Source organism: Bacillus salitolerans, assembly GCF_042680805.1.
Classification (GTDB): domain Bacteria; phylum Bacillota; class Bacilli; order Bacillales; family SA4; genus Bacillus_CJ; species Bacillus_CJ salitolerans.
The window spans coordinates 1-13,100 of record NZ_JBHUEM010000039.1 but is presented as its reverse complement, the minus strand read 5'-3'; the positions used below and the strand labels follow the sequence as shown (position 1 = coordinate 13,100).

16 protein-coding genes are annotated in these 13,100 nt (G+C 37.4%); 15 read left to right on the top strand and 1 reads right to left on the bottom strand.

The genetic code is table 11. The features are described from left to right. Positions 1 to 234: 234 nt before the first annotated feature. From ACFSCX_RS16620 to ACFSCX_RS16565, 12 genes are all read left to right on the top strand, one after another. Positions 235 to 1,035 (top strand): TIGR00266 family protein, encoded by an 801-nt coding sequence (locus ACFSCX_RS16620; RefSeq protein WP_377929368.1) that lies wholly within the window; start codon positions 235 to 237, stop codon positions 1,033 to 1,035. 285 nt (positions 1,036 to 1,320) lie between these two features. After that, entirely contained in the window at positions 1,321 to 1,854 is a 534-nt protein-coding gene (locus tag ACFSCX_RS16615) for a GNAT family N-acetyltransferase (RefSeq protein ID WP_377929367.1), read from the top strand. Between the two features lie 428 nt (positions 1,855 to 2,282). Beyond that, positions 2,283 to 2,423 carry an FbpB family small basic protein gene (locus ACFSCX_RS16610; RefSeq protein WP_377929366.1) on the top strand — a complete coding sequence of 47 codons (141 nt, stop codon included), beginning with the start codon at positions 2,283 to 2,285 and terminating at the stop codon, positions 2,421 to 2,423. Between the two features lie 17 nt (positions 2,424 to 2,440). Beyond that, entirely contained in the window at positions 2,441 to 2,860 is a 420-nt protein-coding gene (locus ACFSCX_RS16605; protein ID WP_377929365.1) for a sporulation protein, read from the top strand. Further along, positions 2,844 to 3,119 (top strand): DUF1232 domain-containing protein, encoded by a 276-nt coding sequence (locus tag ACFSCX_RS16600; protein ID WP_377929364.1) that lies wholly within the window; start codon positions 2,844 to 2,846, stop codon positions 3,117 to 3,119. The genes ACFSCX_RS16605 and ACFSCX_RS16600 overlap by 17 nt, the downstream gene beginning before the upstream one ends. A 51-nt stretch (positions 3,120 to 3,170) precedes the next feature. Further along, positions 3,171 to 3,938, top strand: a complete 768-nt coding sequence (locus ACFSCX_RS16595; RefSeq protein WP_377929363.1) for a TerC family protein — start codon at positions 3,171 to 3,173, stop codon at positions 3,936 to 3,938. Between the two features lie 458 nt (positions 3,939 to 4,396). Beyond that, positions 4,397 to 4,939, top strand: coding sequence for a nucleoside deaminase (locus ACFSCX_RS16590; RefSeq protein ID WP_377929362.1), 543 nt, complete (start codon positions 4,397 to 4,399; stop codon positions 4,937 to 4,939). After that, positions 4,917 to 5,726, top strand: a complete 810-nt coding sequence (locus ACFSCX_RS16585) for an aminoglycoside adenylyltransferase domain-containing protein (protein ID WP_377929361.1) — start codon at positions 4,917 to 4,919, stop codon at positions 5,724 to 5,726. The genes ACFSCX_RS16590 and ACFSCX_RS16585 overlap by 23 nt, the downstream gene beginning before the upstream one ends. 2 nt (positions 5,727 to 5,728) lie before the next feature. Next, positions 5,729 to 6,154, top strand: a complete 426-nt coding sequence (locus ACFSCX_RS16580; RefSeq protein ID WP_377929360.1) for a Cif family virulence factor — start codon at positions 5,729 to 5,731, stop codon at positions 6,152 to 6,154. Continuing rightward, positions 6,138 to 7,022 (top strand): GNAT family N-acetyltransferase, encoded by an 885-nt coding sequence (locus ACFSCX_RS16575; RefSeq protein WP_377929359.1) that lies wholly within the window; start codon positions 6,138 to 6,140, stop codon positions 7,020 to 7,022. Before ACFSCX_RS16580 ends, ACFSCX_RS16575 begins: the two co-directional genes overlap by 17 nt. A gap of 177 nt (positions 7,023 to 7,199) precedes the next feature. After that, a complete protein-coding gene (locus ACFSCX_RS16570; RefSeq protein WP_377929358.1) occupies positions 7,200 to 8,420 on the top strand; it encodes a hypothetical protein in 1,221 nt (406 codons plus the stop codon). Next, a complete protein-coding gene (locus ACFSCX_RS16565) occupies positions 8,413 to 9,765 on the top strand; it encodes a hypothetical protein (RefSeq protein ID WP_377929357.1) in 1,353 nt (450 codons plus the stop codon). The genes ACFSCX_RS16570 and ACFSCX_RS16565 overlap by 8 nt, the downstream gene beginning before the upstream one ends. Before the next feature lie 772 nt (positions 9,766 to 10,537). Here ACFSCX_RS16565 and ACFSCX_RS16560 read toward each other — a convergent pair. Beyond that, positions 10,538 to 10,870: a hypothetical protein gene (locus ACFSCX_RS16560; protein ID WP_377929356.1), complete on the bottom strand. Its 333-nt coding sequence runs from the start codon at positions 10,868 to 10,870 to the stop codon at positions 10,538 to 10,540. A 133-nt stretch (positions 10,871 to 11,003) separates the two neighbouring features. Here ACFSCX_RS16560 and ACFSCX_RS16555 point away from each other — a divergent pair, with 133 nt between their 5' ends. The 3 genes from ACFSCX_RS16555 (at position 11,004) to ACFSCX_RS16545 (ending at position 12,798) form a co-directional block, all read left to right on the top strand. Beyond that, positions 11,004 to 11,450, top strand: coding sequence for an NUDIX hydrolase (locus tag ACFSCX_RS16555; RefSeq protein WP_377929355.1), 447 nt, complete (start codon positions 11,004 to 11,006; stop codon positions 11,448 to 11,450). 46 nt (positions 11,451 to 11,496) lie between these two features. Then, the gene (locus ACFSCX_RS16550) at positions 11,497 to 11,724 is read left to right on the top strand and encodes a hypothetical protein (RefSeq protein ID WP_377929354.1); all 228 of its coding nucleotides are present in this window, start codon (positions 11,497 to 11,499) and stop codon (positions 11,722 to 11,724) included. A gap of 717 nt (positions 11,725 to 12,441) precedes the next feature. Then, positions 12,442 to 12,798, top strand: coding sequence for a hypothetical protein (locus tag ACFSCX_RS16545; protein WP_377929353.1), 357 nt, complete (start codon positions 12,442 to 12,444; stop codon positions 12,796 to 12,798). Positions 12,799 to 13,100: the final 302 nt, after the last annotated feature.

The window sequence follows — 13,100 nt, the reverse complement described above, 5'->3', positions numbered from 1 at the left end:
GGGACACAGAGGAAAGTAAAAGACAAAAAGAGGAAAGAAAAAAGAGGCAGAGGTAAGTAAAAAGCGAATCGAGGTAAGTAAACGGGACACAGAGGTAAGTAAAAGACAAAACGAGGAAAGTAACCAAGTAAGGAGTTAAAAAAAGACAAAATGAATGATTTTTTCCAAAAAAGAGAAACCTGTTTAGAAATTAAACGTATATAAGGCATCTTACTTTAGAATGGAGAAATGAAGATGAAAAATGCACATGAAATTGAGTATAAGTTACATGGTGATGACATGCAGTTTGTTGAAATTGAGTTAGATCCAGGAGAAAGTGCGATAGCTGAAGCTGGTGGTATGATGATGATGGAAGATGGAATCGGAATGGAGACGATCTTCGGAGATGGTACTGGTGGCGCGACGAAAGGGTTTTTAGGTAAACTCGTTGGAGCGGGAAAACGTGTGATTACTGGTGAGAGTTTATTTATGACGGTTTTTACAAATGAAGGTCAAGGGAAAAAGCATGTTTCTTTTGCTGCCCCATACCCAGGAAAGATTATTCCAGTTGATTTAAGTGAACTAGGTGGAAAGGTCATATGTCAAAAGGATTCATTCCTGTGTGCGGCAAAAGGGGTATCGATTGGAATTGATTTTCAGAAGAAGCTAGGTACTGGGTTCTTCGGTGGTGAAGGCTTTATTATGCAAAAGCTTGAAGGTGACGGATTAGCCTTCCTACATGCTGGTGGTACCATTCATCGTCGGGATCTAAAGCCAGGGGAAAAGCTTCGCATTGATACGGGATGTTTAGTAGCGATGACTAAGGATGTAGATTATGATATTGAATTTGTTGGGAAAGTAAAAACGGCTTTCTTTGGTGGAGAAGGATTATTCTTCGCAACGGTTCGTGGACCCGGAACCGTATGGATTCAATCCCTACCCTTTAGCCGTTTAGCGGATAGAATTTTTGCAAGTGCACCTCAAACAGGTGGTCGTGGAGTTGGAGAAGGTAGTATTTTAGGCGGTATTGGTAATATATTGAATGGGGATAATTAATAGCGGAGTTCCGGACCACAGCAACTAGCTGTGGTTTTTGTCTGTTGGCTGGTAAGTGGCTATATTCGGCCAGTACTTCATTGAATTTTGCTACTATTAGTATGTTAAAAAATTTCGCTGGCATTGTGTTGGATTGTAGGTAACCTCTCAAATATAAACTATGAATTTTGGTTCATTCGTTCCTTCTTCGAGCACAGTGATTCAAATAAAATGAAATCCCTTCTAAAAAAAGAGGGGTTTTTTGTGCTATGTCGTATTTTTACTTAAAAAGGAGCGAATTAGGACATGTTACATTTCAAAGAATTTAATAAAGATACAGAAACAGAAGAGCTTGTGCACTTTTTAATTGGTGATACATGGCCATTTCATGGTCAGGTCAATCCAAAGGAAGAGTCGATTATCAAGTCTTTAAACGATGGTTTTTATACGGAAAACGGAACCCGAACGTTTTGGATGGAACAAACTGATAGGAAGATTGGGTTAATTAGATTATTTGATTTAGAGGATCCGACTTGCTTATTCGATATTCGCTTAAAGGAAGCATGGAGACAGAAAGGAATTGGGTCAAAAGCAGTTCGCTGGATTGCCGATTTTGCCTTTCGGAATTATCCAGAACTGATTCGAGTTGAAGGACATACAAGGCATGACAATGTTGGGATGAGAAAAACGTTCTCGAATAATGGATATGTGAAAGAAGCTTATAACCGGAAGTCTTGGCCACAGGAGGGAGTACTTTTTGACTCTGTTTCCTATGCAATGATTAGAGAAGACTGGAAGAATGGAACAACTACACCTATTCACGATCTTTATACAATTTAATTGTATTGTACAGCATTGGACCTCGTCGCCTACATGAAATTTATGCCCCTTCTTATGTGATAACCCTCAAAATTGTCTGTACAGGCCTAGTAAGTATGGTTTATAGAGGTGCACTTTGGAAATTGGACCAAAGAAATAAACGTTATCAATAGGCGAGTTATCAAAATAAGCTAATTGACATTTTTTAATATTTCAGATAAAATAAAAGTAACCAAATAATTGTCTCCTAAAGGGGAGTAGCTTTTACAGCAAAGTCGTCATTTCAGGGTGATCCCTCGGCTTTGTTGGCAACCATTCATGTTGTTAGCAAGACCTTTACCTACAAGGTAGAGGTCTTTATTTATATCCATAAACAATGACCTTTACCAATCTTGGTGGAGGTCTTTTTATTTGGGTCAAATACACCGAATACGAAAGGATGAATGAACGTGAAAAGAAATTTGCATAAAAAAATGAAACTTTCTATGAATGAACTCGTTAAAAGAAATAAGGAAGAAATTATGCGAGATGTAAAAGAATTAGAAAAGATAGAAAAACGAATTGAGGAGAAAAAATCCCTCAGTTATTAAATGAGAGGAGATCATTCATGTTATTAAGGAAATATATGTCTCTACTAGGAATCGGCTCTGCACAAGTGGATTTAATGCTTTCAAAAGAAGTGTTTCGCCCGGGGGAGTATGTGGAAGGTTATTTTCAGATACACGGTGGATTAATTGAACAAGAGATGAAAAGACTAGAATGTGATTTAGTCAAGATCAATTTATATGACGATTCTGAAGAGGTCATTGATTCGATCACAATTCTAACATCGAAAAAAGTAGATAGTGATGAGAGTAACCAAATTTCGTTTCACTTTAAGCTACCTGATCATATCGCTCCCAGCTCGGCTCTTGTTTCCTATCGCTTTAAGACAAGGTTAATCTTTCAACAAGGTGTGAAAAGCATTGACCAGGACGTCATTCAAGTTTTACATGAAATGGGTGAAGGTGATGAGGAAGCTTTTTAACCGGTTTCGATTTATGATGAAAATCAAAAGATTCATTCCCTTTTTAAGAGACTACTATCTTTCTGCAGAAGTACCGGTGAAGCAGAAAGTGATTCCATTACTACTAGTCGTTGCATATATTTTCATTCCAATTGATATCATCCCTGACTTTTTATCAGTCTTTGGTATCTTGGATGACTTAACGTTGTTAACATTCCTCTTACAAAGGATGGTACGAATCGCACCACCCTCCATTAAAGAGAAATATGAATTGATATAAGAATGGGACAGAAGACTAATTACGATAATTATGCTTTGGAGGTGATACTTGTTGGAATTATCAATTTTACTTGAATACGGCTGGGTACTCTTATTATTAATTGCTATCGAAGGATTGTTAGCTGCGGATAACGCGCTAGTGTTAGCAATTATGGTGAAGCACTTACCAGAGGAAGAAAGAAAAAGAGCGCTGTTTTATGGGTTAGCCGGCGCTTTTATCTTCAGGTTTGGTTCCTTATTTGCGATTTCGTTTCTTGTGGATGTATGGCAAGTTCAAGCAATTGGGGCGATCTACTTGTTGTTCATCGCGATTCATCATATAACGAGAAAAGTGGTTTTTAAAAAGCATAATAAAGATAAGGAAGAAAAGGAGAAGAAGTCCGGATTTTGGATGACCGTGTTAAAAGTAGAGCTAGCAGATATTGCTTTTGCAATTGACTCCATTCTAGCTGCAGTTGCGTTAGCCGTCACACTTCCAAATACAAATTTACCAGCCATTGGTGGACTTGATGGAGGGAAATTCCTCGTAATCTTTGCAGGAGGATTGATTGGATTAATTATCATGCGTTTTGCGGCAAACTTCTTTGTTACACTTCTGCAAACAAGACCAGGTCTTGAGATTGCGGCCTTTATGATTGTAGGTTGGGTAGGGGTTAAGCTAGCTGTTTATACGTTATCACATCCAGAGCTAGCGATTCTACCAAAAGCATTTGCAAAATCACCTGAGTGGAAAATCACGTTCTATGTCGTATTGCTTCTTATAGCGGCAGCCGGATGGTTCTTCTCAAAGCCAAAAAAGGAAGTAGAAAATGAATCGTAAGCTTAAGAAAAACCTATCTGTGGATAGGTTTTTTTGTAAGTTAAGAAAGTAATAGTTTCTGATGTTTAGTTTATACAATGTTACGGCTAAATCCAGCTCCAGCGCCCAGTCATGATGAAATGGCGACGATTATTGCCATTTCATCCTACTCGAGGGAAAAAGAAAAATCACTTTTTCCTTGGTCAAATAACCTGTCATGAATATAAGGGAAAACCACCCTTTTTTCCATGACAGGTTATTTGCTCTGCCTTAAGCTAAACGGGGCGCCCCTGAGCCTTTTGTTCTATTTTTATAATTTCATTTTTTCTACTGGCACCTACGTTTTTCTCACAATAAAAAGGAATTTCCAGTTTTTTAGAGAAATATCCACTTTAGGAAATAAATGGTGGTACTACCAATGACTTAGAACTAAACGTTCCCATATTTTAGTTTAGTCGGAAAGGCTTAAAGGAGGAAACATGACACAGCTTGAAATGGATCGTATGTATTTAGAATTGGCACTAGAAGAAGCGAAACAAGCAGCCAAGGAAAACACCTTTCCCATCGGAGCGGTATTAGTTGGACCTAATCATGAGCTAATCAGTAAAGGGCGCAACAAGGTGTATAGCTTTCATGATGCAACCGCTCATGCTGAAATCGATGCGATTCGGGAGTCTGGGAATTTCTTACTACTCGATGAAAATCGCTACAAATGCACGATATATACGACTGTTGAGCCTTGCCCGATGTGTACAGGTGCCATACTTTTTGCCAACATAACAAGAGTAGTTTGGATATTAAATGACCCAAATTTTGGCGGATTTCGTAGCTTTAAAGAAGCTAATCTGTTTGAAAAGAAACTGACCAAGGTAAGCATGCTTGCACAACCGTTTGAAGACCTTGCCATAGCCCAGTGTGAACTCATGGAAAACTGGGAAAAAAATCGAAACCGGAATAATGTATGGGAGTATTCTACTGAAAATAGGAGCGTGACGACCGATGATTCAAAGTGTTCCAAATGAAGCAGCTATTATTTTAACTGAGTATGTACATGAACTAGCCTCTAGACTTCCAAATAGAGTCGAGGGCATTTATCTTCATGGCTCGATTACCCTTCATGCCTTTGATGAAAGGAGTGATATTGACTTTATCACCTTGATCAACAATCCATTATCGAAAGAAGAAAAAGAGAGTGTAAAAGCTATTCATCAGCAAATTGCTGAAAGGTACACATCCCACCAATTAGAAGGTGCCTATCTTTCAAAGGAAGAGTTCGGACAAAACAATCATCATTCAGTTCCTTTCTATGATGGTGATGAGTTTATTTATGACCAACCTTTCTATAATCATAATCCAGTTACATGGTGGACGTTAAAGCATCATGGAATCACCGTATTTGGGAAGGAATTGAAGGAAATCAGCTTTGATGACCATTCGTCTGTGCTGGTGGATTATGTAAAGGAAAATATGAACTCCTATTGGAAGAATAGATTTCATTCTATTAAGGAGCTAGACTATAGTAAATTCCCGAAAGAAAGCATTAATGCAGAAATTGAGTGGTCGGTTCTTGGGGTCCTTCGTCAAGTGTACACGATAAATGAGCAAAAGGTGACCTCGAAAATAGAGGCAGGAGAGTATGGGCTTGAAATCTTACCACATAGATGGCATGACGTTATAAGAGAGGCCGTTAGAATTCGGTTAGGTAGGGATGGCAGTTATTATCATTCAGAAGAAGACCGTATTCATGATTTTCTAACCTTTTTAGACTATATTTTTTCAAACAATACTCTTGAAAAGAGCGGGGTGTAAAAATGGAGCACGTATTGGAAGAGTTTAAACAGTTCTTGCTGAAATATCGTTCCGATTGGAATAGTGGGGATGTCGCTTTGACAATGTCTCATTATTCAAGGGATATACAGGTGAGATGGGCAGATAGTGAATCCATTATCAATGATTGGGACTATGACGGAGCAGAGCAAGGCTGGAAACAGGCTTATGCATTATATAAAGGACGTAATCCAGAATGGCATTTTGAAGATGTGATAACTGAAGTCAATGCTGCTCAAGAGGTTATGACCGTATTTTACGTTAGATTTAAAGTTGACGGAAAGATGTTGCCCCAGCGGAAACTATTCGTTGAGACATTCCGGAGAGAGCAAGGTCAGTGGAAGAAAATTAGAGAGTATGTAGAAGTGGGAGTGAAAGAAGAGGAGAAACCAGATGTCACTTACATTTAGAGCAGCTAGAATCTCAGATATAGAGAAATTGAGTCAGCTTATTAGAGATTATGATCTCGATACACTTGGTGAAATAGAGACGAGTGAAGAAGATGTAAAAGGTTTATTAGCTGCTATTGATAACCTAGAAACCCATTCGTGGATTGTGGAAAAGGAAGATAGGGTGGTGATAGGATTTGCTGGTATTACAAAAAAGGGTACCCACTTTCCTTCATTAGTCATCGTTCATCCTACCTACCGTCATAATGGGATTGAGCAACAACTGATCGAAAAAATGCGACTAGTTGTATCAGGAGGGACATTAATTGTTTCATCTAACACAGATTATGAGCATCAACTATTTTCGGAAAATGGCTTTAAAGCGGCAAGACACTGGTTTACGATGAAAAGAAGTGTAGATGCGTTTACTTCTACTCCATCCCTTCCACCATCCTTGGTTATTGAACCATTTGTATTAAATCAGGATGAGGAAGCGGTGCATCAAGCATTTGAAGAAAGTTTTAGCACCCATTTTGGCTATGAGCCGTCCTCGTTAAATGATTTTTTAGAACGAACAAATCGAGAAGGGTTTGATCCAAACCTTTGGTTCTTATTAAAGGATCAAGGAGAAATAGCTGGATTTATTTTCTGCAAACGCGGGATTGACCATCATGCTGAAATCACGCATGTTGGCGTACGGCCACAATGGAGGAAAAGGGGTTTTGGAAAGGTATTGCTTGAATATGCCTTCTTACAATTAAGAAATGAAGGACGAACTAGTATCCATCTAGACGTAGATACTGAAAATGGAACAGGTGCTGTTAAGGTATATAAAACAGCAGGGATGGAAATTGCAAGGCACTTTATACGTTTTGATAAAGCGGTTTAATGCTTTCGTTAGAGTTCTAGGCTAAAGTCTGGAACTCTATTTAGTTAGTACTGAGTAAATTTCAAGATCTTTTTGCCCCCCTCCCTTTTGGACTCGTCTGTTTTACTTATTTTCCAATAACCTCCTATTTTTATATGTTACAATAAATGTAAATGACAGCCAGGAGGAATTCTCTACATGTTATATAGTGTTATTTATACCATTATTCTACTACTGACACCATTCATTTATTGCAAATATAAACAGGAACAAGAAGCGAATATATACTGGAAATTTGTCGGCATTATGCTTGTTTCTTCGTTTACGCTTCATCTAAATAATTGGAGTTTACCAGTAGGGTTTGTTATATACTTAGCTTTCTTTAAGCATAAGAAGAATAAAAGCATAAAACAAAAAGCTGCCTATGTGGGATTGGCTTTGTTCTTTCTACAGTTTCTCATCCCATATATACAAAGTTATTGGTTTGAGTTTCCTAGAAAGCTAGCTGTTCAAGAGGAAAATATGTATAATTCCCCCTTTAAAGACAATTGGTCCAAGATTCAATCAGAATTCGATTTGGTTGATAAGGATATAAGATTAATGGATTTTAGAGTTGTATATAGTCATGAAGGTAGTATTGTAGACTATGAGTTTACGTTTATGGAGCGTATCAATATGGAACATCATATCTCATATAAGGTGGATTTTAACGAAGAAACGTCTTATTTAGAGATCAAGAGGCATGCATTTGAGGGGCAGTGGCTACTTTTTGATTTGTCCATTCCCGTTACAGAATTATTTAGGCAATTAGAACAAATGGATATACAAAAGCTTAGGCTAACTCGTGATTATCCTTTCTATCGATTAGAGATACAAGAAGGACATAAGATTCATTATGGCGTGAAAGATGCTAAAAAGTATGTGATTGACTACAACAAAATAAAGGAAATTGATAATACAATGCTTCCGATTGAGGGACATCGAATATTGTCGTGCGGGTTGACGAAAGAAACGAATGATCACTACTCTTCTTGTGAGGACTATATAGATTTCTTTTTCAATGCCTCATATAACGAGCATGATGGATTGATTACAGAGGAAGAAGCGATAACTTTTGCAGAGGAAAATAAAGCTGTTAAAGAGTGGCTGATGAAGCATACGGATGAACAAATCGCACGCGAGCAAAATGGCAAGCATTATGTCAATAAAGATGGAGAATGGACCGAGGTAGACGAGCGAACTTATGTAAAAGTATTAAAATTCACTCCTGCTGTCAAAGTAGAAAAAGTGGTAGATGAGTGGCATATTCGTTATGAAAATGAATATGGACAAAATCCTCATGAAATGAGAGTAGTAATTGATGCAAGAACTGGGGAAGTAGAATCCATACGGAATGTGGGAGGAATGAAAGATGAGTAAGCCTTGGATGAATACCATTGTAGTTTTAGTCTTATTAGTTTCATTTGTCCTCGTAACGAATAAGTTAACAAAACTTAATGAACATGACCTTCACGAAGTAAGGAATTGGGAAGATGTAAAGTCATGGCAGTACGAGCAAACACCTGGGTTACTTCGGGCTGAGGAGCTAGGATTAGCAAAAAACTATGATATAACCATTCCAATTGAAGGAACAAGTAAAACCTTCGAATTGAACGAGATTTGGTATAACAAAAATACGGTCTATATTTTTTATAGTGTTGATTATGAGAAAAATCATATACCGACCATTAATTTTCATTTTGGGACAGAAGTGGTCGATTCCCGGAATTATGTTAATAGACCTTATTCGGGGAATGTATCTCCTGATGAGGGAGTAGTTTATAAAGGCCGTTATTATCACCGCGTTCAAGTGAATCCTATTTATAACGAAGAGCAGGAGTTCGTTGAAGAGGTTGAACAGGCCTTTTTGAAAGAATTTACTGTAAGAATTGATGAAAAAACCTATGAGCTTGAGCCTATCACGGTTCAACTCGATTATCAGCTAAGTAATGAGGAAGAAGTAGAGTTTGCGTTAGACAAAGAACAAGTCGTAAAGGGTCATACTATAACATGGAAATCTATGTTCATTGGCACGAGCCATAACGCGTTAGGTTTTTCATTTGAACCATTAAGCTCTTACGTCTTAAGCGGTGTTCAAGCAAGAGTCGAAACAGATCATGGGGAAGAGAGAACTATATATACCATGAACTCTTTAGGAGATAAGCACTATTCGCTTTCATTTGATCCATTTAATGTCTATCCTACTGCTATAACAATCAAGACAGAAAACATACATTTAACAGACGATCAACGGTTTTCCTTTGAGTTTAATGTAGAGGACTTTACGATCGAAACAACAGATAAAAAGGTTCATACCTTACTAGAGACTATCCAAGAGACTGATATTTTTCTAGAAAGGTTATTTTATGATGACAGAGGAGTGATGTTTGAGCTTCTGTTAAAGCCAACTCCAACAAATGATGGAAACCAGTATTTAGTCGCTACAACACCAACCGTGTATGGAGAATATGAGCATCGTCTGGGAGAGGCAAAAACACCAAAGGAAGAGGAACGGTTAAAAGCAATTCCTTATATAATGCATGTAACAAATGAAAAAGGGGAGATTGCATCTTACGGTTCAAGAGGAAGTGGTCCAGAGGAAAGAATGGGTTTATTCTTAGACCGTGCCTTTATTGAAAAGTCAAAGACGATTCGGGTAGAAGTTTCACACTTGCTGCATGAAATAAAAGTACATGAGAATGTTGAATTTGAGATTGGTAAGTAAACTAGAGGATCTATCGAAACATCGCTTTTAATCAAACGTTTGTTTAAACTTCTTCGAAATCAACCTTATCGAGATTGGAGCTGACGTATGAGCTTTCATGATGAAAAGAAGCAGGTCCAAAAAAGGATTCAGGCAAAGTATCGAAGGATAAAAAAGCAAAAGGATTGTGAAAGTCATTCAAAAGATACGCTTCAAGCATTTATAGTTGGTTTGGTAATCTTTTTATTCATTGTTTTGAATTTTTTCTTTAAGGGGTTCTAATATTAATGATAAAAAAATGAAATCCATGAGAGAAGATGAATATAAAGGCTCCATACAATTTCACATACTAAGTATGAAAAAAGTCGATTCCTACTAGCAGGATATCGACTTTTTAGATGTCAGAGAGACATCCAATCAGAGACATTTTGAATTGGAAATCAGCTAGAAATGTCTGAGAGAGGTCCGTTTAAAGGCATTTTGAGTAAGTAATCGGTTAGAATGCCCAAGACTATTAGGAAAATAACGTTTCTTACACATTGGCTCTGTTAAACTTATCTGTTGATTTTTCGTTGAAAGAACTCGCTTTCCGCGGGCGAACCCGGGAGCCTCCTCGGCGCGGCGCCTGCATGAGTCTCCCGTGATCCGTTCTCCCGCAGGATTCTCGCCCCCTTCCAATCCTATTAACATCAATTAAGAAATCATCAAACTTTAACACAGCCTACACATTAAAAAGACTAGGCAATCGCCATAGTCCAAGGCCGTCTCGTTGTAAGTCTTACTAACGTTGTAATTAATAGATTTCTTCAAATAAATAATACTTATTGTCTACTGTTTTTGCGATTAAATATTGCTCATACCCCTTTACGCTGTAAATGGTTGATCCAACTTCTAAACTGTTTGAGGAGAAATTTTGCTCTGGATGATACATTTCATCTAGTTTCTCTTTTATGACTCCAAGCTTTTGTTCTAGATTAAACGACTTCTTCACTGGAATTTTCAAATAGTCTTTTCCATTCACAACCATCATCGGACCGTAGCCACAGAGCTCGGTAGATGTTTGGTCTTGACTGCTACAAGCGGTGATAAAAGTGATACAAATTAATAGTAATGCAAGCTTTTTCATGGTCTGCCTCCCTTCTTTGATTCACCTACAAAATACTTATTCAGGCTTGTCATTACAAATGTATAAATTTTGAAGGAAATATGATTTTTTGATAGTAATTAAGAAGATATATAAAAAGCGAGGAGTCATGTCTGTGGAGATCAATACATTCGGCAAGAAAGAAGAAGGAAAACAATATATAACAAGACCTGGTGCCTATTGCGTCATATTCAATCGCCATAAAGATAAAATAGCAATCATTGAAACGAACAATGGGCATTACTTTCTCCCCGGTGGTGGGATTGAAAACAATGAGACGCACAAAGAGTGCCTTAAAAGAGAAGCACTTGAAGAAATGGGGATGGAGATAAAAATCGGCCCTTTTATCGGATGTGCTAGAAGGTACTTTTATTCTACCAATGAAGAAAAATACTACTTGAGTGAAGGTCATTTTTATTTTTGTGAAATGGTCAAGAAAATAGACAGACCAACAGAAGAAGATCACAGTCTAGTATGGATGGAACTAAACGAGGTAATCAAAAACTTGGTTCACGAACATCAAAGCTGGGCTGTCAGCGAAGCGTTAAAAACGTTAGTTTAATAGAATTGATAGGGTGTTTATGAAACTATGAAAGGAATTAGATAGGATGCTAAATAGAAAAAAATTCTCAGAAAAAGAATATAAGCAATTTTCTTTACTCTTATTTGTTATTTCTGGATTTTCACTTTCTGGGGTTTTAGTAGGTGCTCTATTAGAAGGGATTGACAAAAGTCTTATTTCTCCATTTATTGTGATGACCACATCTTTTTGTGTAGGGATTTTATATCGTACAAAAGGAAAAACAAACAATCACAATGAGGAGAAGAACTCATGAATAAAAACAGCACTATCTATGATATAAAATAAATTTGAGTAAGAGTTTTGTCTAATCATGAACCTTTTCGGTGAACAACTAGATCTCTTATTCTATCTAAATCTATTTGCCTTACTTTAAATCTCGCTGGAACAGTTGTGTTAGTTAGAAGTTTTAAGAGAGTAAACGAGGAATCCAAACTATCAGAAATAACAAGGGGATGAAAACATGAAGGAGGATTGTGTTATGTAAGAAGTAAAGAGGCTGTTATTTTTAGGTAATTGCCCGCTTCAGGCGAACTGTAAATGACAGAGGTTAGTTGGTCTGCAAATATATACATTATCATTGAGGAGGGAAGTCCGATTAGCAGGGAATATTTCCGATTCCCTTTGCAATCTGTACTAATTTAGGGAAAGCAAATGCTGTATTAATGAACGATGTAGTCGCTTCAATGGCTATAATCATGCTAATCGTTGCATTAGCTATGGGGATTTATGGGGGATGTCTTGCCCTGAATGTAAGCATCGTCTTAGGAACCTTACTACATTTCTTGTCATTACAAAGATTATTGAATTTACTAATTATTACCAATCAGCTTAAGTTGATTAGTTACAAGAGTTTATCTGTACTTAAATAACAAGGGTGTAGAGATAAATTGGAATTGGGATTATTTAGTTGAAACATTTTGAGATAACTACCGACTAATCAAATAGAACGAAAAAATAGGAGGTAGATCGTATGTTGAAGATCAGAAAAATGACGTTCGCGTTGGTTGGATTTTTTTTACTAACAATCGTTGGTGCTTGTGGGTTTACTGTTGAACAGCATGAAGACATGGGAGAAGAAACAACTAGTGGTGCAAGTGGTACAGTGCTGGCTGGACAAGAAGCCCCTGAAATAACAGGAACGATAGAGAGTATCGAGTCAGAAGAAGTTGTTATAACGGTAGATGGTCAAGAGGTGACATTCCGTCTATCTGAAGATTCTAAAAAACAAATTCAAGATGGTGAAGTGGATAGTGGGGATGCGGTTACATTTACAACTTACTCTATCGGGGATGATAAACAAACCATCGATCAGTTTATTCTCGAGTAAAGATAAACGTAGGGGGATAGCCCTCTGCGTTTTTTTTAAATCAACTATCAGAGCGTATAACTCCCTTGCAATCAGACTAGTCAAGTCATTCTACTATTGATCGGTAATCAGAATCTTAGTGGTATGGAACCCCAAAAAGTTGCTGATAAAATTATGATTATGGCTGATACATGCTTTGAAGTTGCTGATAAAATTAGCAAAGCGGGTTGGCCCCCTTATTTAGGACACTTACTTTAAATATCTCTTTTTATCTTAGTTTTTCATTTTTTCTTATAAAGAGGAAATTGCCCCCACTATTTTAC